The sequence below is a fragment of the Aeromonas encheleia genome (assembly GCF_900637545.1).
Taxonomy (GTDB): Bacteria; Pseudomonadota; Gammaproteobacteria; order Enterobacterales; family Aeromonadaceae; genus Aeromonas; species Aeromonas encheleia.
Map to the genome: position 1 here is coordinate 2,595,585 of NZ_LR134376.1, position 23,484 is coordinate 2,619,068.

25 protein-coding genes are annotated in these 23,484 nt (G+C 61.4%); 7 read left to right on the forward strand and 18 right to left on the reverse strand.

The genetic code is table 11. The features are described 5' to 3' along the window. Nucleotides 1-19: 19 nt before the first annotated feature. The 10 genes from pepB (EL255_RS11985) to trmJ form a co-directional block, all read right to left on the reverse strand. Nucleotides 20-1,303, reverse strand: coding sequence for an aminopeptidase PepB (gene pepB, locus EL255_RS11985; protein ID WP_042652397.1), 1,284 nt, complete (start codon nucleotides 1,301-1,303; stop codon nucleotides 20-22). Beyond that, nucleotides 1,300-2,589 (reverse strand): aminopeptidase PepB, encoded by a 1,290-nt coding sequence (gene pepB / locus EL255_RS11990; protein WP_042652398.1) that lies wholly within the window; start codon nucleotides 2,587-2,589, stop codon nucleotides 1,300-1,302. Before pepB (EL255_RS11990) ends, pepB (EL255_RS11985) begins: the two co-directional genes overlap by 4 nt. Before the next feature lie 158 nt (nucleotides 2,590-2,747). After that, nucleotides 2,748-3,086 (reverse strand): ISC system 2Fe-2S type ferredoxin, encoded by a 339-nt coding sequence (gene fdx, locus EL255_RS11995; protein ID WP_005324284.1) that lies wholly within the window; start codon nucleotides 3,084-3,086, stop codon nucleotides 2,748-2,750. Nucleotide 3,087: 1 nt separating this feature from the next. Beyond that, nucleotides 3,088-4,935 carry a Fe-S protein assembly chaperone HscA gene (hscA, locus tag EL255_RS12000; RefSeq protein WP_042652399.1) on the reverse strand — a complete coding sequence of 616 codons (1,848 nt, stop codon included), beginning with the start codon at nucleotides 4,933-4,935 and terminating at the stop codon, nucleotides 3,088-3,090. A gap of 28 nt (nucleotides 4,936-4,963) precedes the next feature. Beyond that, nucleotides 4,964-5,482, reverse strand: a complete 519-nt coding sequence (gene hscB, locus EL255_RS12005) for a co-chaperone HscB (protein WP_042652400.1) — start codon at nucleotides 5,480-5,482, stop codon at nucleotides 4,964-4,966. 109 nt (nucleotides 5,483-5,591) lie between these two features. Next, nucleotides 5,592-5,915 (reverse strand): iron-sulfur cluster assembly protein IscA, encoded by a 324-nt coding sequence (gene iscA, locus EL255_RS12010; protein WP_042652401.1) that lies wholly within the window; start codon nucleotides 5,913-5,915, stop codon nucleotides 5,592-5,594. 15 nt (nucleotides 5,916-5,930) lie between these two features. Further along, nucleotides 5,931-6,314, reverse strand: coding sequence for a Fe-S cluster assembly scaffold IscU (gene iscU / locus EL255_RS12015; protein WP_005299770.1), 384 nt, complete (start codon nucleotides 6,312-6,314; stop codon nucleotides 5,931-5,933). Between the two features lie 55 nt (nucleotides 6,315-6,369). Further along, on the reverse strand, nucleotides 6,370-7,584 hold the full coding sequence (locus EL255_RS12020) for an IscS subfamily cysteine desulfurase (protein WP_042652402.1): 1,215 nt from the start codon (nucleotides 7,582-7,584) through the stop codon (nucleotides 6,370-6,372). Nucleotides 7,585-7,636: 52 nt separating this feature from the next. Further along, complete coding sequence (gene iscR / locus EL255_RS12025; protein ID WP_042652403.1) at nucleotides 7,637-8,140, reverse strand: Fe-S cluster assembly transcriptional regulator IscR; 504 nt, start codon at nucleotides 8,138-8,140, stop codon at nucleotides 7,637-7,639. 93 nt (nucleotides 8,141-8,233) lie between these two features. Further along, the gene (gene trmJ, locus EL255_RS12030; RefSeq protein WP_042652404.1) at nucleotides 8,234-8,959 is read right to left on the reverse strand and encodes a tRNA (cytosine(32)/uridine(32)-2'-O)-methyltransferase TrmJ; all 726 of its coding nucleotides are present in this window, start codon (nucleotides 8,957-8,959) and stop codon (nucleotides 8,234-8,236) included. Between the two features lie 186 nt (nucleotides 8,960-9,145). Here trmJ and EL255_RS12035 point away from each other — a divergent pair, with 186 nt between their 5' ends. After that, nucleotides 9,146-9,562, forward strand: coding sequence for a hypothetical protein (locus EL255_RS12035; protein WP_042652405.1), 417 nt, complete (start codon nucleotides 9,146-9,148; stop codon nucleotides 9,560-9,562). Here the strand turns inward: EL255_RS12035 and ubiT are convergent. Continuing rightward, the gene (gene ubiT, locus EL255_RS12040; RefSeq protein WP_042652406.1) at nucleotides 9,527-10,042 is read right to left on the reverse strand and encodes a ubiquinone anaerobic biosynthesis accessory factor UbiT; all 516 of its coding nucleotides are present in this window, start codon (nucleotides 10,040-10,042) and stop codon (nucleotides 9,527-9,529) included. The two genes, EL255_RS12035 and ubiT, sit on opposite strands and share 36 nt — an antisense overlap. Before the next feature lie 190 nt (nucleotides 10,043-10,232). Between ubiT and ubiU the strand changes: the two genes are divergently transcribed. After that, entirely contained in the window at nucleotides 10,233-11,228 is a 996-nt protein-coding gene (ubiU, locus tag EL255_RS12045) for a ubiquinone anaerobic biosynthesis protein UbiU (RefSeq protein WP_042652407.1), read from the forward strand. A gap of 77 nt (nucleotides 11,229-11,305) precedes the next feature. Beyond that, entirely contained in the window at nucleotides 11,306-12,178 is an 873-nt protein-coding gene (locus tag EL255_RS12050) for a U32 family peptidase (RefSeq protein ID WP_042652408.1), read from the forward strand. 156 nt (nucleotides 12,179-12,334) lie between these two features. Here EL255_RS12050 and nlpI read toward each other — a convergent pair whose 3' ends face one another. The 7 genes from nlpI to queA form a co-directional block, all read right to left on the reverse strand. Further along, on the reverse strand, nucleotides 12,335-13,279 hold the full coding sequence (nlpI, locus tag EL255_RS12055; protein WP_331854090.1) for a lipoprotein NlpI: 945 nt from the start codon (nucleotides 13,277-13,279) through the stop codon (nucleotides 12,335-12,337). Nucleotides 13,280-13,369: 90 nt separating this feature from the next. Next, the gene (locus EL255_RS12060; protein ID WP_042652410.1) at nucleotides 13,370-13,738 is read right to left on the reverse strand and encodes a rhodanese-like domain-containing protein; all 369 of its coding nucleotides are present in this window, start codon (nucleotides 13,736-13,738) and stop codon (nucleotides 13,370-13,372) included. Nucleotides 13,739-13,837: 99 nt separating this feature from the next. Further along, nucleotides 13,838-14,785 carry a protein translocase subunit SecF gene (secF, locus tag EL255_RS12065; protein WP_042652411.1) on the reverse strand — a complete coding sequence of 316 codons (948 nt, stop codon included), beginning with the start codon at nucleotides 14,783-14,785 and terminating at the stop codon, nucleotides 13,838-13,840. A 9-nt stretch (nucleotides 14,786-14,794) separates the two neighbouring features. Beyond that, entirely contained in the window at nucleotides 14,795-16,648 is a 1,854-nt protein-coding gene (gene secD, locus EL255_RS12070) for a protein translocase subunit SecD (protein WP_042652412.1), read from the reverse strand. An 18-nt stretch (nucleotides 16,649-16,666) separates the two neighbouring features. Further along, on the reverse strand, nucleotides 16,667-17,002 hold the full coding sequence (gene yajC, locus EL255_RS12075) for a preprotein translocase subunit YajC (RefSeq protein WP_033129086.1): 336 nt from the start codon (nucleotides 17,000-17,002) through the stop codon (nucleotides 16,667-16,669). A gap of 51 nt (nucleotides 17,003-17,053) precedes the next feature. Beyond that, nucleotides 17,054-18,190, reverse strand: a complete 1,137-nt coding sequence (gene tgt / locus EL255_RS12080) for a tRNA guanosine(34) transglycosylase Tgt (RefSeq protein WP_042652413.1) — start codon at nucleotides 18,188-18,190, stop codon at nucleotides 17,054-17,056. A 72-nt stretch (nucleotides 18,191-18,262) separates the two neighbouring features. Beyond that, nucleotides 18,263-19,330 (reverse strand): tRNA preQ1(34) S-adenosylmethionine ribosyltransferase-isomerase QueA, encoded by a 1,068-nt coding sequence (gene queA / locus EL255_RS12085; RefSeq protein ID WP_042652414.1) that lies wholly within the window; start codon nucleotides 19,328-19,330, stop codon nucleotides 18,263-18,265. A gap of 211 nt (nucleotides 19,331-19,541) precedes the next feature. On the opposite strand from queA, the gene EL255_RS12090 reads away from it, so the two are divergent. From EL255_RS12090 to EL255_RS12105, 4 genes are all read left to right on the forward strand, one after another. Beyond that, nucleotides 19,542-19,988, forward strand: coding sequence for a CBS domain-containing protein (locus EL255_RS12090; RefSeq protein ID WP_042652415.1), 447 nt, complete (start codon nucleotides 19,542-19,544; stop codon nucleotides 19,986-19,988). 646 nt (nucleotides 19,989-20,634) lie between these two features. Next, complete coding sequence (gene ahpC, locus EL255_RS12095) at nucleotides 20,635-21,201, forward strand: alkyl hydroperoxide reductase subunit C (RefSeq protein ID WP_042652416.1); 567 nt, start codon at nucleotides 20,635-20,637, stop codon at nucleotides 21,199-21,201. Nucleotides 21,202-21,342: 141 nt separating this feature from the next. Next, nucleotides 21,343-22,929 carry an alkyl hydroperoxide reductase subunit F gene (gene ahpF / locus EL255_RS12100; protein WP_042652417.1) on the forward strand — a complete coding sequence of 529 codons (1,587 nt, stop codon included), beginning with the start codon at nucleotides 21,343-21,345 and terminating at the stop codon, nucleotides 22,927-22,929. Between the two features lie 189 nt (nucleotides 22,930-23,118). Further along, nucleotides 23,119-23,364 (forward strand): hypothetical protein, encoded by a 246-nt coding sequence (locus EL255_RS12105; protein WP_042652418.1) that lies wholly within the window; start codon nucleotides 23,119-23,121, stop codon nucleotides 23,362-23,364. Nucleotides 23,365-23,484 lie beyond the last annotated feature (120 nt).

A 23,484-nucleotide genomic window follows, 5' to 3' on the forward strand; every position in this document is an offset into this window, starting at 1 on the left:
TCGTTCTTCGTCATGCCGCTCAGCGCGTCTCCGCCAGCAGGGCTTGCGCTATGGTGCGCATCCCCAGGGTATTGGCGCCCGGTGACCACAGGTTGTCACCGTTCTCGCTGAAGCAGGCGGCGAGGTCGACGTGCAGCCAGCCCTGCCCCTCGTTGGCCACGAAGCGGGAGAGGAAGCCCGCCGCGTTGGAGGCACCGCCCGGGCCACCGCCCGGCACGGGGCGGCTGTTGGCCGTGTCGGCATAATGGGACGGGCACTGCTGCCGGTGCCAGGGCTCCAGCGGCAGCGGCCAGGCCGGCTCCTGCTCGGCATCCGCATAGGCCATGGCGCGACTCACCAGCCCCTTGTCCAGCCCGAACAGCGCGTTGTAGCGTCCCCCCAGCGCCATCACAGCCGCGCCGGTCAGGGTCGCGGCATCGATGACCAGCGGCGCCCCCGACTCGGCGGCGAGCTGCAGGCCATCGGCCAGCACCAGTCGCCCCTCGGCATCGGTGTTGACGATCTCCACAGTGGTGCCGTTCTTGTAGGTGAGGATGTCCCCCAGCTTGTAGGCATGGCCGGAGACCAGGTTCTCGGCACAGCAGAGGATGAGCTTCACCCGCTTGTCGAGCCCACGCAGTATGGCCAGCGCCAGCGCCCCTGTCACTATGGCGGCGCCTCCCATATCATGCTTCATGGTCAGCATGCCCTGGGAAGTTTTCATGGAGTAGCCACCGGAGTCGAAGGTGATGCCCTTGCCCACCAGGGCGGCGGCCACCGGGGCCTTGGGATCCCGGCTTGGATTGAAGTCCAGCTCCAGCATCACCGGCTCGCGATCGCTGCCACGACCGACCTGATAGAGCCCGACCCAGCCCGCCTGCTGCAGCGCCTCCCCCTTGAGGATGCGATGGCTGATGCGATCCGGCGCCAGCTCGGTGATGAAGGCGGCCGCCTCCACCGCCAGATCCAGCGGCCCCAGCTGTTCCGGGGTGGCATTGGTCATCTCGCGCACCCAGCGGCCGCACAACCAGCGCGCCTCCAGCTCCTCCCTGTCCTCTTCGGAGGAGGTCGCCCACTGCAGCTCGACCTCGGCCTTGGGGGTCTGCAGGCCCTGGGCAAAGGCCCACTGCTGCTCGCGTTCCCAATGACCGCAGAGCGCGGCCTTCTGGATCCCCTGACCACAGAGGCGGCGGGCCGCCTGCTGAATGTCCAGCAATGGGGTAGCGGTCACCAGATGGATCACCATGCCATCGGTGCGGTGCGAGAGCAGCGCCCCCTCGCCCCACTCGGGGGCGGCAAATTCGCGACTCAGCCAGACGTTCATGCACACACCTCCTGCAACCAGCGGGCGATAGTGCGCAGGCCGTGGCCCTTGGCGCCGGTCGCCCACAGCTCGTTGCCCGATTTTTGATAGGAGGCCGCCAGATCCAGGTGCACCCAGCCCTTGCCCTCATCGCGCACGAAGCGGGAGAGGAAGGCGGCCGCGGTGGTGGCACCGGCGGTGCCTTCGGCGGAGGCCACGTTGCCCAGCTCGGCGAAGGCCGAGGTGAGCTGGCCCGCATGCCAGGGTTCGAGCGGCAGGGGCCAGGCCTTCTCGTGCTCAAGCTTGGCGGCCACCAGGGCGCGCTGCTGCTCGGTTTCATCCAGCGCGAACACAGCGTTGTAGTCGCGGCCGAGCGCTGTCTTGGCGGCGCCGGTCAGGGTGGCGGCATCGAGGATGTAGGCGGCGCCACTGCCGCTCGCGGCCAGCAGGCCATCGGCCAGCACCAGGCGCCCTTCCGCGTCTGTGTTCTGGATCTCGACCGAGATGCCGTTCTTGTAGGTGAGGATGTCACCGAGCTTGAAGGCGTGGCCGGAGACCAGGTTCTCGGCGCAGCAGAGGATCAGCTTGACCCGCTTGTTCAGGCCGCGGCTGATGGCGAGCGCCAGGGCGCCGGTCACCATGGCGGCACCGCCCATGTCGGACTTCATCGGCAGCATGTTGTCAGAGGACTTCATGGAGTAGCCACCGGAGTCGAAGGTGATGCCCTTGCCCACCAGGGCCGCCACCACGGGGGCGTTGCGATCCCCGGTCGGGTTGTAGTCCAGCTCCAGCAGCACGGGCTCGCGCTCGCTGCCGCGGCCCACCGACCAGATCCCGATATGGCCGGCCTCACGCAGGGCTTCTCCTGCGGTGATGCGGGCGGTCACCAGATCGCCACCCAGGCCGCGGATCAGCAGCAGGGCCGACTCCGCCAGGCTCATGGGATAGATCTCTTCCGGGCAACCGTTGGTCACCTCGCGCACCCAGCGGGTCGCGCGGATCAACGCATCCAGCTCGCAGGCCTCGGCGGCACTCTGCTCGCCGAAGTGCAATTCACGCTGCCCCTTGGCGGCATAGAAGCCCTGGGCGAAGGCGTAACGGCGCTCCAGATCCCAACCCTCGCCGGCCAGGCTCACCCGCTTGATGCCGGTCGATTCGAGTCGGCGGGCCGCGCGCTGGATAGTGCGCAACGCATCCTTGTCCAGATGGATCAGGGTCTCGTCACCGCTGAAACTGAGCAGGGCGCCTTCGCCCCAGACGGCGGCGGCAGCCTGGGCGGATAACCGTACGTTCATCATGTCAGCCATCTTCTCTTGCTTCCTTTTTTATGGGCACTTGCATTAACGAATAGGGGAATAACGAATACAAAAAAGGCCGTACCCCCGAGGGTTACGGCCTTCACCATATCATTACTGCGCCATGAGATGCTGCACGTGCAATTCACTCATGTGTAATTAACGTCGCATCAATGGCGTTCGGAGGCGAGGTTGATGGTGTACTTGGGCAGTTCCACCACCAGATCCTCGTCCGCCAGGCGGGCCTGGCAACTCAGGCGGGATTCCGGCTCCAGCCCCCATGCCTTGTCCAGCATGTCATCTTCCAGCTCATCGCTCGGCTCGAGGGAGTCGAACCCCTCCCGCACCACGCAGTGGCAGGTGGTACAGGCGCAGGACTTCTCGCAGGCATGCTCGATCTCGATGCCGTTGCGCAGGGCGATGTCCAGTATGGTCTCACCGGTCGCGCCCTCGAGGGCAGCGCCGTCCGGACAGAGTTCGGGGTGAGGCAGAATGATCAGTTTTGGCATATTACACCTTGTTGACGTTTTGGCCGGTCAGCACCTTGCGAATGGAAGCATCCATGCGACGGGCCGCAAACTCGCCACTGACGGCATCCGCCGCCTCGATGGCATCTTTGATTTGATTGGTGGTGCCCGTGGCACGCATGGTCAGCAGGTGGGCGATGGCGGCGTCGATCTCGGCACGCTCGGCCGTGCTCAACAGCACCTCGCCATCGGCGGCCAAGGCGGCATTGAGGCTCTCGACCACGCGATCGGCCTCGACCTGCTGCTCCGCCAGCATGCGGGCCTCCATGTCCTGCTGGGCATTGGCGATAGAGGCGCTCAGCATGCCGAGGATGTCCTCCTCCGCCAGCCCGTAGGAGGGCTTGACCTGGATCTCGGCCTGCACACCTGAGGATTTCTCCATGGCGCTGACCGACAGCAGCCCGTCCGCATCCACCTGGAAGGTGACGCGAATGTGGGCGGCGCCGGCCGCCATCGGCGGAATGCCGGTCAGGGTGAAGCGGGCAAGGGAGCGGCAATCCGCCACCAGCTCGCGCTCCCCCTGCACCACGTGGATCGCCATCGCTGTCTGGCCATCCTTGAAGGTGGTGAACTCCTGGGCGCGGGCCACCGGGATGGTGGTGTTGCGCGGGATCACCTTCTCGGCGAGGCCACCCATGGTCTCGAGACCGAGGGAGAGCGGGATGACGTCCAGCAACAGCATCTCGGCATCGGGCTTGTTGCCCACCAGGATGTCGGCCTGGATGGCGGCACCGATGGCAACCACCTTGTCCGGATCTATGCTGGTGAGTGGCGGACGCTGGAAGAACTCCCCCACCAGCTCGCGCACCAGCGGCACCCGGGTGGAGCCCCCGACCATCACCACCTCCAGCACTTCCACCTGCTCCAGACCCGCGTCGCGCAGGGCGCGGCGACAGGCCAGCAGGGTGCGCTTGACCAGCGGCAGGATGAGCGCATCGAACTGGGCGCGACTCAGCTCCCCTTGCCAGCCGGCGAAGCTGCAGGCCACGCTGTCGGCATCGGTCAGGCCGTGCTTGACGGCGGCCGCCACATCCAGCAACTCGCGCTGGGTGCGGGCCTCGAGCTGGCCGCTCAGGCCGGCCTGCGCCTTGATCCAGTCCGCCAGCAGGTGATCGAAGTCATCGCCACCGAGGGCGGAGTCGCCACCGGTCGCCATCACCTCGAACACGCCGCGATGCAGGCGCAGGATGGAGATGTCGAAGGTACCGCCGCCGAGATCATAGACGGCGATCACCCCTTCCTGACCGGAGTCGAGACCGTAGGCGATGGCGGCCGCGGTCGGCTCGTTGAGCAGGCGCAGCACGTGCAGACCGGCCAGCCGGGCCGCATCCTTGGTGCCCTGACGCTGGGCGTCATCGAAATAGGCAGGCACCGTGATGACCACGCCGTCGAGGGCGCCACCGAGCGAGGCGACGCCACGTTCGGCCAGCGTCTTCAGGATCTCGGTCGAGACCTGCACCGGGTTGACCAGCCCTTGACGGGTCTGCAACTGGGGCATGCCGTTATCGGCGGCGACGAACTGATAGGGCAGCTGGCGGGTATCGATGTCGGCCAGCGCCTTGCCCATCATCCGCTTGACGGAGACGATGGTGTTGTGGGGATCGAGGGCGGCTTCGCGCTTGGCGTCGAAACCGACCCGGATGGCGTCGGCCTGATAGTGCACCACCGAGGGCAGCAGATCGCGCCCCAGCTCGTCACACAGGGTGTCGGCGTGGCCACTGCGCACGGCGGCGACCAGGGAATTGGTGGTGCCGAGATCGATGCCAACGGCACGTTTATGCTGATGAGGTGCGGCGCTCTGGCCGGGCTCGGCGATTTGCAGTAATGCCATGGGTAATCAAAATTCCAGCGTTAGAGGTTCAAGACTCGAACAGCGAGTCTTCGAATCGTTCCAGCTCCTCGAGGAGCTTGTCGACAAACTTGAGTTTGCGCACGCAATCGGCGGCAGTCTGATCCTCACCCGCGGTGAGACAGTCGGTCAGCCGTTGCATCAGCGACTGATGATCATGCCTGATCTCGCGGCGAAAATCTTCGATGGCGCGCTCAGGACTGGATTCCCCCTTCAACTCGGCAAGACGCTCACGCCACTCCAGCTGTTGCATCAGGAAGGCGGTATCTTGCAGGGTCTGTTGCTCGCCACGGATGTCGGTGCCACGCAGGGAAAGCAGATACTCGGCTCGGCGCAGGGGCGCCTTGAGGGTGGTGAAGGCATCGTTGATCTGGGCAGCACGCTGCACCGCGGCCAACTGCTCCCGTTCCGGGGCTGTGGCAAAACGATCGGGATGGAACTTGGTCTGCAACTGGCGGTAGGTCTCTGCCAGTTGTCGGGTATCGAGCTCGAAGCCCTGTGCCAGCCCGAACAGCTCGAAATGATTCATCTTGGATCCTCAGACAAGGAAGCTTGCGCCGCAATCACACTCGTCTTGAGAGTTGGAACGGCCGGATGGGAAGTCACCTTCCCGTCCAGCCGTATTGATTACCAACGCCTCAGACACTGAAGCTTTCGCCACAACCACACTCGCCCTTGGCGTTGGGGTTGTTGAACTGGAAGCCCTCGTTGAGGCCCTCCTTGACGAAGTCCAGCTCGGTGCCATCCAGATGGACCAGGCTCTTGGCGTCGATGATGATCTTGACGCCCTTTTGATCAAACACCTGATCCTCAGCGGTCAACTCATCCACGAATTCGAGCACATAGGCGAGCCCAGAACAGCCGGTGGTCTTGACGCCGAGGCGCAGGCCGATGCCCTTGCCCCGGTTGGTCATAAAAGAGGAAACCCGCGCCGCTGCGGCATCTGTCATGGTAATGGCCATACTGCTCTCCGGACCTTAGAGACCTTTCTTCTGCTTGTAATCGGCGATGGCGGCCTTGATGGCATCCTCCGCCAGAATGGAGCAGTGGATCTTCACCGGTGGCAGAGCCAGCTCTTCGGCGATGTCGGTGTTCTTGATGCCGGCAGCCTCGTCCAGGGTCTTGCCCTTGACCCATTCGGTCACCAGGGAGCTGGAGGCGATGGCGGAGCCGCAGCCGTAGGTCTTGAACTTGGCGTCTTCGATGATGCCGTCGTCGCTGATCTTCAGTTGCAGTTTCATCACGTCGCCACAGGCCGGGGCGCCGACCATGCCGGTCGCGATGCTGGGGTCGTTCTTGTCGAAGCCACCTACGTTACGGGGATTCTCGTAGTGGTCGATTACTTTTTCACTGTAAGCCATATCTAACTCCTGCTAATTCCGTTGTTCACCAAACCCTTGCCTCTCTGGCAAGCGATCAGTGATGAGCCCATTCGACCGTGTTCAGATCGACACCGTCCTTGAACATCTCCCACAGGGGGGACATCTCGCGCAGACGACCGATGGAGTCGCAGATGAGCTTGATTGCGTAATCAATCTCTTCTTCCGTGGTGAAGCGACCGATGCTGAACCGGATGGAGCTGTGTGCCAGCTCATCGTTCATCCCCAGGGCGCGCAGCACGTAGGAAGGCTCCAGGCTGGCAGAGGTACAGGCTGAACCGGAAGAGACCGCCAGATCCTTCAACGCCATGATGAGGGATTCACCTTCCACGTAGGCGAAGCTGACGTTCAGGTTGCCCGGGACGCGATGCTCCAGATCACCGTTGATATAGACTTCTTCGATATTCTTGATGCCATGCCACAGACGCTGGCGCAGGGCCATGATGTGCTGGCTCTCGCTCGCCATCTCTTCCTTGGCGATGCGGAAGGCTTCGCCCATGCCGACGATCTGGTGGGTCGGCAGGGTGCCGGAGCGCATACCGCGCTCATGACCACCACCGTGCATCTGGGCTTCCAGGCGCACCCGCGGCTTGCGGCGCACGTACAGGGCACCGATCCCTTTCGGGCCGTATACCTTGTGGGCGGACATGGAGAGCAGGTCGACCTTGAGCGCTTCCACGTCAACCGGGATCTTGCCGACGCTCTGGACCGCGTCCACGTGCAGCAGGATCTTGCGGGAGCGGCACAGCTCGCCGATGGCGGCGATGTCTTGGATCACGCCGATCTCGTTGTTGACATGCATGATGCTCACCAGGACGGTGTCATCGCGCAGGGCGCCTTCGATCTGCGCCAGACTGAACAGGCCGTTGGGCATCGGCTCGAGGTAGGTCACCTCGTAGCCTTCACGCTCCAGCTGGCGGCAGGTGTCGAGCACCGCCTTGTGTTCGGTCTTGGAGGTGATGATGTGTTTGCCCTTGCCAGCATAGAAGTGGGCAATGCCCTTGATGGCCAGGTTGTTGGATTCGGTCGCGCCGGAGGTGAAGACGATCTCGCGAGGGTCTGCACCGATCAGCTCTGCCACTTGATTACGGGCCTGATCCACCGCCTCTTCGGCCTGCCAGCCGAAACGGTGAGAACGGGAGGCAGGATTGCCAAACAGGCCATCCATGGTGAGGCACTGCATCATTTTTTCTGCGACACGCGGGTCCACCGGACAGGTTGCCGAATAATCAAGGTAAATAGGCAGTTTCATGTTTTTCTCCGTTACGACGGGGTCACACAGCGACCCGTCGTGGAAAGCACGTTTATAGTTGGACTTTCAAGCTCACATCACCGCGTTCAGCCCGTTCAACCAGGGACAACACGGTCTTCATTTGTTCATCTTGCTTGCCAGCGATGCGTCGCACGTCGGCTTGACCCACCAACTCCGCCAGGGTGATGTCCCCCAGGAAACTGGAGATGCGCTCGCTGAGATCGCGCCACAGGGAGTGGGTCAGACACTGGGTACCGCCATGGCAGCCCCCCTTGCCGAGACACTTGGTCGCATCGACCGACTCATCGACCGCGGTGATCACCTGACCCACCGAGATCTCGCCAGGGGCCAGTCCGAGACGATAACCGCCACCCGGACCACGCACGCTGCTCACCAGCCCATGTTTGCGCAGACGGGCAAACAGTTGCTCCAGATAGGACAAGGAGATGCCCTGGCGCTCTGAAATATCAGCCAGGGGCACGGGCCCCTGCTCTGCATGCAACGCCACGTCGAGCATGGCTGTCACAGCGTAACGTCCTTTTGAGGTCAGTCTCATATGCCTTACCGTCTTGCGAACAAATCAATATGGGCACATGGTCACATACCCGACTAAAACAGTCAAGTATATGGTTGAGTAAATCAGTCGGGATTAATCCTGCGGCCGGGCTTTCTGCACCGAGGTGAGAATACCGCGCAATATATTCAATTCAACCACTTCCGGCCGGGCACGATTGAACAGACGACGCAGCTTGCTCATCACATGACCGGGGTGCTCCTCGGTGATGAAACCGGTCTTCTGCAGGGTCTGCTCCAGGTGCAGATAGAACCCTTCCAGCTGCTGCGCACTGGGATAATCGACCCGCTCCTCGTCGGATTCGGGCAACTGATCCTGCAGCCAGCGCATCCGCACCTCGTAGCAGAGGGTCTGCACCGCCATGGCCAGGTTGAGGGAGCTGTACTCGGGATTGGCCGGGATGGCCACGTGATAGTGGCACTTCTGCAGCTCGTCATTGGTGAGACCGGTGCGTTCACGGCCAAACACCAAAGCGGCCGGGTGCTTCATTCCCTCCGTCACCAGCTTCTCGCCCGCCTCGCGGGGGTCCAGCATGGGCCAGCTCAGGGTGCGGGAGCGGGCGCTGGTGCCGATGACCAGACCACAATCGGCGATGGCGTCATCCAGCGTCGGGACGATGCGGGCATTGGTCAGCACGTCGCTGGCCCCCGCCGCCAGGGCGATGGCGTTGTCATCTGGCAAGGCTTGCGGATCCACCAACACCAGCTGAGTCAGCCCCATGGTCTTCATGGCGCGTGCCGCGGAGCCCATGTTGCCGGTGTGAGAGGTGTTTACCAAAACGATACGAATCTGATCCAACATGCCCAGTCAATCTTCAGTCAAAAAATGGCGCGTAATTGTAACATAACCAATCGCTATTTTGGCACCGGTTCTGACGCCACATTTCAGCACAAAAGTGGCCATTCGTATAACCAACCAGCATGAGCGCCGAGAAAGCGCGAGCTAACCTTAGAGGGTACAAGGTGCATCACCCGGAGTCGCCACCCCATGCTGCCCGCCTGGCTCTACGAGCAGTTACCCAACCTCTACCTGCTGCTGTCGGCGGGGCTGCTGCTGTTCGCCCAGACCCCGCTGCTCTGGCTGGCGGCGGCCCTGCTGTTTGTGGCAGGCGCCCTGGTCTGGATGATGCGCTCCAACTACAGGCGCACCGATCTCGTCATCTTCCCGGCCAAACACTGGTTTCAACCCGAGTGGTACTACGAGGCCCTGCCCTTCGCATGGCTGGCGCTGGGGCTCTTGCTGCTGCGCCTGCCCGACACCACGGCGCTGCTCGCCCTGCTACCCTGCCTGTGGGGTTGTCGTTGCCTGTGGGCCCGCCGCCATCGTCGCCACCATGCAGAGGGCATAGCACGGCACCTGAGGCGCAGCTCAGCCCACCGGCGCGGGCACTGGCTCCTGCGCTGAGCGGGTGCGCTCGACCAGGGTCGCCAGATCCATCAGGGGGTACTTCATCAGGCTGGGCAATGCCTCCAGATCCAGGCTGTCCAGCAGGTTCTTCAGCTCCAGCCCCAGCTCGGTATCCCCTTCGATCTTCAGCCTGCGCTGGAAGAAGAGGGAGTCCGGATCTTCCTTGCGACCGGCGATCAGGATGAGATCGTGACTGCAGCCACTGAAGCAGACATCGGCCCGCTCGCAGTCAGGGGCCACCACCAGCCTGCCCTCCTGCGCGCTGATGAACCAGCTGAGTTCGAGATCGGAGACCTCGACCTTGAGCCACTTGCCCGCCAGGAAATCGAAGTCTCCGTCCAGGATGGCCTCCTTGAACACTTGCGCCAGCAGGCGCTCCATCAGACTCTGTTGCAGGGTGAAGGGCACCAGCTTGAGCGGGCGGCGCAAGAGACGGGGTGCCTGTTCGACCAGGCGACGTTGCAGTTGTTGAAACACAATAAACTCCCAGTTTTTTGCGCATTCAAGCACAGGGGCCGCGGCAGGATCCTGTTGAAAATCAAACTTGTGCCGACTTACCTCAAGAAGGGTAAAGCCACCTAAAGCTGCCTCAGGTCAAAAAGTGGGGACGCGTCGATGCATACAATCGAGCCACTTTTGCATTTTTTGCCCTCTCGGAGCGTACTCGATGGAATTACTCTGTCCGGCAGGCAGCCTGCCGGCACTGAAAACGGCCGTGGATAATGGGGCCGATGCGGTCTATATCGGCTTCAAGGACGACACCAATGCCCGCCACTTTGCCGGTCTCAACTTCACCGACAGCAAGCTGGAAAGGGCGGTGGATTACGTACACCAGCACGGCCGCAAGCTGCACATCGCCATCAACACCTTCGCCCACCCGGGATCTGACGCCAGGTGGAAGCAGGCGGTGGATCGCGGGGTGGCGCTCGGAGCCGATGCCCTGATCATCGCCGATCTCGCCGTGCTCGATTATGCCAGCCGTCACCACCCCGACATGGAGCTGCACGTCTCGGTGCAGGCCAGCGCCACCAACGCCGCCGCCATCCGCTTCTACCAGCAGCACTTCAACGTCGGCCGGGTGGTGCTGCCGCGGGTGCTCTCCATGCATCAGGTCAGGCAGTTGGCCCGCGAGACCGACGTCGGCCTCGAGGTGTTCGCCTTCGGCAGCCTCTGCATCATGGCGGAGGGGCGCTGCTACCTCTCCTCCTACATGACCGGGGAAAGCCCCAACACGGTCGGGGCCTGCTCACCGGCCAAGTTCGTGCGCTGGGAGGAGACCCCGACCGCCCTCGAATCCCGCCTCAACGAGGTGCTGATCGACCGTTACGGCCCCGGGGAAAACGCCGGTTACCCGACCCTGTGCAAGGGGCGCTTCGAGGTGGATGGCCAGACCTATCACGCCCTGGAGGAGCCGACCAGCCTCAACACCCTGGGCCTCCTGCCCGAGCTGTTCCAGACCGGGATCCAGTCGGTCAAGATCGAGGGCCGCCAGCGCAGTCCCGCCTATGTGGAGCAGGTGACCCGGGTCTGGCGCGCCGCCATCGACAGCTACCAGGCCAATCCGCCAGCCTATAGCGTCAAGGCCGAGTGGGATGCCCAGCTCGCCCGCGTCTCAGAGGGGAGTCAAACTACCCTGGGCGCCTATCATCGCCAGTGGCAATAAGGAGACCCCATGCCATTTCTGCTCGGGCCAGCCGGCTCTGCCGCCAGCCTCTTCCGTCAGCGCGAGGACCTCATCTGATGCAATTTTCTCTCGGGCCCCTGCTCTTCTACTGGCCCAAGGCCGACACCCAGGCCTTCTACGACGCCGCGGCCCAGAGCCAGGCCGACATCATCTATCTGGGGGAGACGGTCTGCAGCAAGCGCCGCGAACTGAAAGTAGATGACTGGATTACCCTCGCCCGTCAGGTGGCCGGCTCGGGCAAGCAGGCCGTGCTCTCCACCCTGGCGCTGATCTCGGCCCCCTCCGAGCTCAAGGAGGTCAAACGGCTGGTCGACAACGGCAGCCTGCTGATCGAGGCCAACGATCTCGGCGCCGTCCAGCTCGCCCGGGAGGCCGGCCTGCCCTTCGTCTGCGGGCCGGCCATCAATGCCTACAACGCCGACGTGCTGCGCATGCTGCTTAAGAACGGGATGACACGCTGGGTGATGCCGGTGGAACTCTCCCGCGACTGGCTGGTGCAGCTCAGTCAGGATCTGGGCCCGGCCCGTCAGCAGTTCGAGGTGGAGGTGTTCGCCTACGGCCATCTGCCGCTCGCCTACTCGGCGCGCTGCTTCACCGCCCGCTCCCTCGACAAGCCCAAGGATGGCTGCGAGCTCGCCTGCATCCACTACCCCACCGGGCGGCTGGCCAGCAGCCGCGAAGGGCAGAAGGTGTTCAATCTCAACGGCATCCAGACCCAATCCGGCTACTGCTACAACCTTGGCAACGAGATCAAAGGCATGGAGGGCTTGGTGGACGTGGTGCGCCTCTCCCCCGAGGGGATGGAGACCCTGGACATGCTGACCCGCTTCAAGGCCAATAAACAGGGTCAGGCCCCCCTGCCTCTGCAGCAGGAGCGGGACTGCAACGGCTACTGGCGCCAGATCCCCGGCATGAGCCTGGTGGAATGAACCAGGATCCCCAGACAGCAAAAGGCCTTGGCGCGTCGACCGCCACGGCTACTGAGACCAGAAATCCCCGGCGTAAGCCTGGTGGAATGAGCCAAGAACCCCAGACAGCAAAAAGGCCTCGTTGAGAGGCCTTTTTTACATCGCTCGCATCCAGTATCAGGAGGCTTGCTTGCTGCTCTTGCCCTGTGCACTGGCACCCGGCGGCAGCGGCTTGCGCGCCATCAACTCCAGTTCGAGCAGGGCATAGCGGTGCTCGATGAAGTCATACACGTTGTTGGCGAGCGCCAGCTTGAAGTAGCTGATGGCTTCCTTGCGGTTGCCCTTGGCCAGCTCAAACTTGCCGAGGTAGAAGTAGGTTTCACACAGGCGCTCTGCCAGCTCCCGGTTATCCTTCACCCCTTTCACCACGTTGCCCATCAGCTGGGTGGCGTTGATCTCGCCGGTATAGAGGCGCACCAGATCCCAGTTCCAGGCGTCGTCGTCATACTTGCCCAGCCGCTCGCGCATCCGGCTCATGGCCGCCGAGGCATTGAGCTTCTGCTCGGCCAGATAGAGCCAGAGCACCCGGTAGGGATCTTCCGGTTGCGCCTCGTAGAACCGCTTCATGTCGGCGGCAGCCAGCTCGGGGCGGTTGCCGTAGTAGAGCGCTATGCCACGGTTGAGGTAGGCGTAGTCGTAATCCGGGGCCAGCTCGAGGGCGGAGTCGAATGCCTCGTAGGCCTCGTCATAGTTCTGTTGCTGAACCAGATAGACACCGATGAAGTTGTAAGCCTCGGCAAAATCGGGTTTTTCCCGCAAGGCGCGGTTGAAATCCAATCTGGCAAGGGAACGCAACCCGACCCGGTCAAACACCACGGCACGCTCATAAAACAGTTCGGCCCGCTGCTCTGTCGTCAATTCCATTTCACTGAGCATCTGCCCGAGTCGCGCCAGCGCCAACTCGCTCTGGTAAGAGACCTGCAGAGGGGTCGCCAATACCAGTGAAGCGGGTTGCGGCTTGGGAACTTGAGGAGCTTCAACCTGACTGCTACTGCTGCATCCCCACATGGGGAGCAACAACAGGATACCCGTGAGGTATCCAATCCCTTTCCTGACGTTCAATGAACACTCCGACGCTTACGCTTGACCCGCCATATGGTAAAGGTCCACCGACAGTTTGTCATGTGGCGGAACCCCTATCCTTCAAATAAATCAGGATTCGACAGGGTATCCGGCATCACTCCAACCACGAAAGCCCCCATCGACACTGACCACCCGGCTATAACCCATCTTCTGCAGGTTGGCGGCGGCCAGGATGGAGCGAAAACCCCCACCACAGTAAAGGTAAAGCTCGGTGGCTGGATCCGGATAACGGGTCTCGATGTCCCGCTCTATCACCCCGCGACCCAGATGCTCGGCCCCCGGCAGGTGACCTTTCGCCCATTCGTTATCTTCCCGCACGTCGATCAGATGAAAGGCCCTGCCCTCCTCTTGCCAGCGTTTGATCTGATGCACGTCAGTCTCTTGCACCTGGGGGCGAACGGCCTCTACCAGCGCCAGAAAACGGGGATTGTGATGCATGGCTTGCTCCTTGTTCTCGCACATTTAACCCAATTAATGGGGAGCATAATGACTCACCCTGACCCTAAGAGAAAGGGCGCCTTGTGGCGCCCTTGTCGATTACGGCAGGATCTCTTGTTGATCCGCACCCTCTTTTTCCACCTGGGTCGGCAGCATGTGCTCCCGCTTGACCCCGAAGAACATGGCAGAGGCACTCGCCACATAGATGGAGGAGTAGGTCCCGAAGGCCACCCCGATCACCATGGCGATGGCAAAACCGTGGATCAGCGGACCGCCCTTGAGCAGCAGCGCCACCACCACCACGAAGGTCAACCCCGAGGTGATGATGGTCCGGCTCAGGGTCTCGGTCATGGAAAGATCCATGATCTCGGCGGTATCCCCCTTGCGCACCTTGCGGAAGTTCTCCCGCAGGCGGTCGAACACCACTATGGTGTCGTTCAGGGAGTAGCCCACCAGCGTCATCAGCGCCGCCAGCACGGTCAAGTCGAACTCGTACTGGAAGTAGGCGAAGATACCGAGGGTGATGATGACGTCGTGCGCCAGGGAGAGGATGCCCCCCATGGCCAGACGCCATTCGAACCGCACCGCCACGTAGGCCAGGATACAGAGGATGGAGGCCAGCATGGCCAGGGCACCGTCTGTCGCCAGCTCGTCACCCACCGAGGGACCGACGAACTCGACGCGCTTGAGCACGGCACCTTCATCGATCAGCTTGGCGGCCGCCAGCACCTCGTTGCCCTGCTGCTCCACCTTGACCCCCTCTTTCGGGGTCATGCGCACCAGCACGTCGCGGCTGGAGCCGAAGAATTGCAGGGTAGCCCCTTCAATCTTCTGCTGATCCAGTGCCTCGTGCATCTTGTCCAGGCTCACCGACTGCTGGAACCCCACCTCTATGGTGGTGCCGCCGGTGAAGTCCAGCCCCCAGTTCAGACCGCGATCGAACAGGCAGAACAGGGCGAACATCGTCAGCAGGGCAGAGAACACCATTCCCGACTTGGCGAAGCGCATGAAGGGGATCGGCTTTTCAAAATGTAGAATCTGAAACATGTCTCTTCCTTAGATCGGCAGCTTGTCGATGCGCCGTCCACCCCAGGCCAGATTGATAATGGCGCGGGATACCGTGATGGCCGTAAACATGGAGGCGGTCAGACCGATGCCCAGCGTCAGGGCGAAGCCCTTGATGGCGCCGGTGCCGATACCGAACAGGATCACACAGGTGATGAGCGAGGTGACGTTGGAGTCGGCGATGGTCGAGAAGGCACGGTCGAAGCCCATGTGAATGGCTTGCTGCACCCCGCGACCATTGCGGATCTCTTCACGAATACGCTCGTAGATCAGCACGTTGGCATCCACCGCCATACCCAGCGTCAGGACGATACCGGCGATACCCGGCAGGGTCATGGTGGCACCCGGGATCATCGACATGATGCCGACGATCAGCACCAGGTTCATGCTGAGGGCCAGGTTGGCCACCCAACCGAAGGCACGGTAGTAGATCCCCATGAACAGCACGATCACCAGCATGGCCCAGCCGATGGCTTCCATCCCGCTGTCGATGTTCTGCTGGCCCAGGCTCGGGCCTATGGTGCGCTCTTCCACGATCTGGATGGGCGCAATCAGGGCACCGGCACGCAGCAGCAGCGCCAGGTTGTGGGCTTCGTTGGCGTTGTCGATCCCGGTGATGCGGAACTGGCTACCCAGTCGTGACTGTATGGTCGCGACGTTGATCACCTCTTCCTGCTTGCGGAACTTGCGCTTGCCATCCGGGCCAGGCTGACCCACCGGCTTGTACTCGATGAACACGGTCGCCATGCCCTTACCAACGTTGTCCTTGGTAAAGTTGGCCATCTTGTTGCCACCCTGGCCATCGAGCTTGATGTTGACCTGGGGACGGCTGTATTCGTCGAAACCGGACTGGGCACCCACTATATGGTCACCGGTCAGGATGATGCGCTTTTGCAGCACCACGGGACGGCCGTTGCGATCGTTGTAGACCTTGGAGCTCGGCGGCACCCGACCATCGGCGGCAGCCTGGATATCGGCGCTCTCATCGACCATGTGGAATTCCAGGGTCGCGGTCGCGCCCAGGATCTCCTTGGCACGGGCGGTGTCCTGGATACCGGGCAGCTCGACCACGATGCGCTCGGCCCCCTGTTGCTGCACCAGCGGCTCGGCCACACCCAGCTCATTCACCCGGTTACGGATGATGGTGATGTTCTGCTCGAGGGCGTACTTCTTCACTTCCTTGATCTTGGCGTCACTCAAGCCGGCCAGCAGGATGAAGTCGTCACCCTTCTGCTCGGTGGTGAAGGTGAGATCCGGATTCTGGCGGCGCAGGAAAGAGGCGGCCTTGGCCTGATCTTCTTCCTCGCGGAACACCACCTGCACCTGATCGCCCACCCGGCGCACGCCGGAGTAACGGATCTTCTGGGTACGCAGCTCGGTGCGGAAATCCTGCACCATCTGCTCTTGCTGCTTGGTCAGCGCCTCGGCCATGTCCACTTCCATCAGGAAGTGCACACCACCGCGCAGGTCCAGACCCAGCTTGAGCGGCGCCGCACCTATGGCTTCGAGCCAGGCCGGCGTGGACGGAGCCAGGTTCAGGGCCGTGATAAAGTTGTCGCCCAGCTTGCCGGCAACGACATCGCGCGCCTTGAGCTGATCTTCGGTGTTGTTAAAACGGACCAGGATGAAGCCGTGTTCGAACGCCGCATGCTTGACCGGGATCTGAGCCGCCTCAAGCGTCTCCTTCACCAGATCCAGCGTCTCTAGTTTGACTTCGGCGCCGCGGCTGGCAGATACCTGCAGGGCCGGGTCTTCGCCGTAAAGATTGGGGGCTGCATATAGAAAACCGATGGCGATCACGAAGACCACCATCAGGTATTTCCACAGCGGATAGCGATTTAACACGCTGTGCTCCTCGGGAGATTAAAGGGACTGGATAGAACCCTTGGGCAGAACGGCAGAGACGAAATCACGTTTGATGGTGACTTGAGTCTGATCGTTCAGGGCCAGCACCAGGTATTCGCTATCGGCGGAAACCTTGGCGATCTTGCCGACCAGACCGCCGGAGGTGAGCACTTCGTCACCCTTGGCCAGGGAGCTCATCAGATCACGATGAGTCTTGGCACGCTTGGCCTGGGGACGATAGATCATGAAGTAGAAGATAAGGCCGAACACGGCCAGCATGATGATCATTTCCATGCCACCACCCTGTGCACCCGGAACCGCGCCTTCTGCATATGCCTTGGAGATAATGCTCATTTAACAACCTCTTGTTTGATGTAGATTTGATAACTAGATTATAAATCGTTGTTATTTCACGTCATTTTCAGCTATCGGAGGCACAGGCTTCCCTTGCCGACGGTAAAACTCAGTTACAAAGTCGTCTAATTTACCCTGCTCGATCGCGTCCCGCAAACCCTGCATCACCCGCTGGTAATAACGCAGGTTATGGATGGTATTCAGACGAGCGCCGAGGATCTCGTTGCACTTGTCCAGATGGTACAGATAGCTGCGGGTGTAGTTCTTGCAGGTGTAGCAATCGCAGTCCGCGTCCAGGGTGCTGGTGTCTTCGCGATACTTGGCGTTGCGGATCTTGACCACCCCATTGGTGGTGAACAGATGGCCGTTGCGGGCGTTGCGGGTCGGCATCACGCAGTCGAACATGTCGACGCCGCGGCGCACCCCTTCCACCAGATCCTCCGGTTTGCCCACGCCCATCAGATAGCGTGGCTTGTCGGCCGGGATCTTCGGGCAGACGTGCTCGAGGATCCGGTGCATGTCTTCCTTGGGCTCACCCACGGCGAGGCCACCGACCGCGTAGCCGTCGAAGCCGATCTCCAGCAACCCGTTCAGCGATACATCCCGCAACTCTTCATACACGGAACCCTGGATGATGCCGAACAGAGCGTTCTTGTTGCCCAAAGCATCAAACTTGTCGCGGGAGCGCTTGCCCCAGCGCAGGGACATCTCCATGGACTTGCGCGCCTCTTCGTAGGTCGCCGGATAGGGGGTGCACTCGTCGAAGATCATCACGATGTCGGAGCCCAGATCGTACTGGATCTCCATGGATTTCTCGGGGTCGAGGAAGATCTTCTCACCGTTGATGGGGTGACGGAAATGCACGCCCGCCTCGGTGATCTTGCGGATGTGACCCAGGCTGAACACCTGGAAACCACCGGAGTCGGTCAGGATCGGGCCCTGCCAGTTCATGAAATCATGCAGATCACCGTGGGCGCGCATCACCGCCTGCCCCGGCCGCAGCCAGAGGTGGAAGGTGTTGCCGAGCAGGATCTGGGCGCCGGTCTCGCGCACCTCTTCCGGGGTCATCCCCTTGACGGTGCCGTAGGTGCCGACCGGCATGAAGGCCGGGGTCTGCACCACGCCGCGTTCGAATACCAGCTGACCGCGACGGGCGCGGCCGTCTGTGGTTTTCAGTTCAAATTTCATTGCTACCTCGATTCAGTCAGAGAAACAGTCTGACAGCAGAGGACCCGATGGGCCCGGTATAAAGGGCGAGGCTTATGCCTGCGCCCGGCGACGGGTGACGAACATGGCGTCCCCGTAGCTGAAGAAACGGTACTGCTCGGCCACGGCCGCCTGATAAGCCGCCATCACATGGTCATAGCCGGCGAAGGCGCTGACCAGCATGATCAGGGTCGACTCCGGCAGGTGGAAGTTGGTGACCATGGCATCGACGATCTGGAACTCATAACCCGGGAAGATGAAGATGTCGGTGTCGCTGAAGAAGGGCGCCAGCGGCTTGCCCTGGGCCAGGCTCACCTTGGCCGCGCTCTCCAGAGAGCGCACCGAGGTGGTGCCCACCGCAATCACGCGGCCACCACGAGCCCGAGTCGCGTTGATGGCATCCACCACCTCCTGTGGCACCTCGGCATACTCCGAGTGCATGTGGTGATCTTCGATCCTGTCCACCCGCACCGGCTGGAAGGTCCCCGCCCCTACATGCAGGGTGACGAAGGCCGTTTCAACCCCCTTGGCGCGGATCTTTGCCAGCAGGGGCTCATCGAAGTGCAGCCCCGCGGTCGGCGCCGCCACGGCGCCCGGCTTCTGGTTGTAGACGGTCTGGTAGCGCTCCTTGTCGGCGTCCTCGTCGGGCCTGTCGATATAGGGCGGCAGCGGCATGTGGCCGATGGCCTCCAGGATCTCCAGCACCGGACGCGGGTCCAGAAAGTGGATCTCGAACAAGGCGTCGTGGCGGGCGCGCATCTCGGCCTCGACCTTTTCGCCATCGGGACCGCCATCCAAAATGAGCCGGGTGCCGGGCTTGGGCGACTTGGAGGAACGCACGTGAGCCAGCACGCTGTGCTCGTCCAGGATGCGCTCCACCAGCACCTCCAGCTTGCCGCCGCTGGCCTTCTGGCCAAACATGCGCGCCGGGATGACCCTGGTGTTGTTGAACACCAGCAGGTCGCCGGGGTTGAGCCGGTCCAGCACATCCACAAATTGACCATGGCGCAGGGCGCCGCTTTGACCATCGAGCTGCAACAGACGACTGGCGGTACGTTCCGTCATGGGATAGCGGGCAATCAGCTCGTCTGGCAGATCAAAATGAAAATCGGATACTTGCATCTTTCACCTCGGGGGAATCGGCGGCTAGTCTAGTTATCCCCTTCCAGCAAGGCAACCCAAAAGACCAAAAACCCAAGAGAGACAAGGGATAGCGCTCGTTTTTGTGACACCTTGCCGGTTAATGATTCTTTAATGATCTGTATTGACCCTGATCATGTTTTGGCGCCAGCGGCTGGACTATGGTGAAACCAGAGACACAAGGAGTCCCACCATGATGACCCTGTCCGAAATCATGACCGAACATCCCTTCACCCTGGGGCCACAGAACAGCGTCAAACAGGCGATGGATCTGATGCAGCAGGAGCGGATCCGCCACATCCCCATCGTCGACGAACACCATCACCTGCTGGGCCTGGTCACCCTCTCCGACATCCTGGCCACCCGCGAATCCAAGCTGCTGCTGATCAACCCGGAGCGGGAGGCCGAGTTCACCGACAGCGTCCAGCTCGACGAGATCATGACCCGTCAGGTGGCGAGCGTGGATCCCCACGCCGGTATCAAGGAGGCCGCACTCTATCTGCAGCGCCACAAATATGGCTGCCTGCCGGTCATCCGGGGCAGCAAACTGGTGGGCATAGTCACAGAGTCGGACTTCATCGCCGTCGCCATCAACCTGCTGGAGCTGATGGAGGAGCAGGAGCCACCTGCGGACTTCTGATCGCCAAAAACTGTAATTAAATTACAATAAAAGCGTTTTCAGCGGAAAAAATCGGCCATTAATCTGAAAGCCTTTCATTTTGATTGAAAAATTACACCACAACCTTGATTTGTGATCGTCGTCACACTATAGTGCCCGTCATGCAATTATTGCCGAAGGGGAGATAAGGGATTGTGCACCCGGGTCTTCTCTTCATATGTCTGCAAGTTTGCACACCCCGTAGTAAGTCTTTGCTGTAAAGCATTTGTTATATCGCCATTCCTTGTTTGATGACCCGGCCCTATCCTCGCGATAGCGCCGGGATTTTTTTGTCCGCCTCTCCCTGCCCCCCCTCTTTCGCGCCACAGGCCGATTGCCGCCCTAGCTTCCTCACATTTCATAAAACAAGATCCCATCCGGGCCTTGAAAATGTGAGCTACAGGACAGAAATTGAACTTCGCCAATGAGTTATCTTCGAAGGCCTGAGATATTCATGTTAGGTACAGTTGCGATGGGCTATCTAATAAGTAGATTTAAGTGATTCAAAATTGTGGCTTTAACCGATTAGCGAAAGGCCCTATGATGACCCCATCGAAAGTTAAGCGCCTCGTCTGGCAAGACTCTTCACTACCGGACGGGCATATGTACATCACCAAGGAGCAAATACATGTCTACCTATATCAACACTGAAATCAAGCCGTTCAACGCTACCGCCTACCACAATGGCAAATTCGTTCAGGTGTCTGACGCTGACCTGAAAGGCAAGTGGTCCGTGGTGTTCTTCTACCCGGCTGACTTCACCTTCGTTTGCCCGACCGAGCTGGGCGACCTAGCCGACAACTACGCTGCATTCAAGAAGCTGGGCGTCGAGATCTACGCCGTCTCTACCGACACCCACTTCACTCACAAGGCCTGGCACGACACTTCTGACACCATCAAGAAGATCCAGTATCCGATGATCGGTGACCCGACCGGCGCCATCACCCGCAACTTCGGCGTGATGATCGAAGAGGCTGGCCTGGCTGACCGTGGTACCTTCGTGATCGACCCGCAGGGCGTCATCCAGATCGTTGAAATCAACGCCGGCGGTATCGGCCGTGATGCTCTGGAACTGCTGCGCAAGGTCAAAGCTGCCCAGTACGTTGCCGCTCACCCGGGTGAAGTGTGCCCGGCCAAGTGGCAAGAAGGCGATGCCACCCTGGCCCCGTCCCTGGATCTGGTAGGCAAAATCTAAGCCTCCTGCTCTCCAAGACCGGCCCATCCAAGGGCCGGTCTGCTTTCTGGCTCAGTGCTTTCTGTATTCACTGCTTTTTGCATCCAGTGCTTCTGTATCCAGTAATAGTGCCGACCCGCCATAACAAGAAGGAATTCGAAGATGTTAGATAACAACCTCAAACAGCAGCTCAACGGTTACTTGCAGTACATCGTCAATCCCATCGAGATCAGCGTGTCCGGCAATGACAGCGACAAGTCCGCGGAGCTGCTGGCCCTGGCCACAGAAATCAGCGACATGTCCCCCAAGATTTCCATGACCGATGGCACTGCCGCTCGCAAGCCTTCCATGAGCATCGCACCGAAGGGCCAGGCCCCGCGTGTTCATTTTGCCGGCATCCCCATGGGTCATGAATTCACCTCCCTGGTGCTCGCCCTGCTGCAAAGCGGCGGCCACCCCTCCAAGGCCGATCCGGCCGTGCTGGAGCAGGTCAAGAACCTGAAGGGTGAGTTCCACTTCGAGACCTATATATCCCTCTCCTGCCACAACTGCCCGGACGTGGTGCAGGCCCTGAACCTGATGGCCACCCTGAACCCCGGCATCACCCACACCATGATCGACGGTGCCCTGTTCCAGGATGAGGTGAATGAGCGTCAGATCATGGCGGTGCCGAACGTCTACCTGAACGGTCAGCCGTTCAGCCAGGGCCGCATCTCGCTGGAAGAGATCGTCGCCAAGCTCGATACCGGCGCAAGCGAACGCAAAGCCGCCGAGCTGAGCGAGAAAGCCCCCTACGACGTACTGGTCGTCGGGGGTGGCCCGGCTGGCGCCGCCGCCGCCATTTATGCCGCCCGTAAAGGGATCCGTACCGCCATCGTCGCCGAGCGTTTCGGTGGTCAGGTGATGGACACCGTCGGCATCGAGAACTTCATCTCCGTGCCCTACACCGAAGGCCCCAAGCTGGCCGCGAGCCTGGAGCAGCACGTCAAGCAGTACGGCGTGGAAGTGATCACCGAGCAGCGCGCCGCCGCCATCAGCAAGGATGGCTACGTGAACGTGGCGCTGGCCTCCGGTGCCACCCTCAAGAGCCGCGCCGTGATCCTGGCGACCGGTGCCCGCTGGCGCGATCTGAACGTGCCGGGCGAAGTTGAATACCGCACCAAGGGCGTGGCCTACTGCCCGCACTGCGACGGTCCCTTCTTCAAGGGCAAGCGGGTCGCGGTGATCGGTGGTGGTAACTCCGGCATCGAGGCCGCCATCGACTTGGCCGGCATCGTCGAGCACGTCACCGTCGTGGAATTCGCCGACACCCTGCGCGCCGACGAGGTGCTGCAGAAGAAGGCGCGCTCCATGGGCAACATCGACATCATCATGAGCGCCCGCACCACCGAAGTGATAGGTGACGGCAGCAAGGTGGTCGGCATGGATTACGAGGATCGCACCACGGGTGAGATCAAGCATCTGGCGGTGGCCGGTATCTTCGTACAGATAGGTCTGGTGCCGAACACCGAGTTCCTCAAGGGGAGCGAAGTAGCACTGACCCGCTTCGGCGAGATCGAGATCGACACCAAGGGCGCGACCTCACTGCCCGGTGTCTACGCCGCCGGTGACGCCACTACGGTGCCGTTCAAGCAGATCATCATCTCCATGGGTGCCGGTGCCACCGCCGCGCTGGGGGCGTTCGATTACCTCATCCGCAATGCGGCGCCGGAAGCGCAAGCCGTCAAGGCCGATGCCGTGACCGCCTGATAGGCGCATCGCCAATAAAAAAGCCGACTCCCTGGAGTCGGCTTTTTTTATCTCCCTTGCAGGCCTGGCATGAGAGAGATAGTGCCTCCCTGACCAGACGGCTTGCTAGCCCTGACCTCCCCGCCCCAATCGATAACCCCAGCACAGGCGGGCTATCCTTAATGGGGTCCCATCACGGAGGTAGTCAAAATGAGGCTCATGTTGTTGTTGGCAGGCCTGCTCTTCGCCGGCACTGCCTTCGCGTTTCACTGTCCCATGGACATGAAGAGGATTGACGATGCTCTGGCCGCGGGCCCTCCCATCAGTGCCGAGCGGCTGGCGGAGGTGAAGCAGCTGAGGGCCGAGGGCGAGACCCTGCACAAGGAGGGCAAGCATCAGGAGTCCATCGATACCCTGGCCAAGGCCATGACCCTGCTTGGCATCGATAAGACCTGATCCCGCCTGCACATCCTGGCGACGAGAGGCATCATCCGGCCGGTGATGCCCAACGCAGCGGCGATACAAACAACAAGGCCCTCGCCATGGCGAGGGCCTTGTCATGCGGGAGCCGTATCA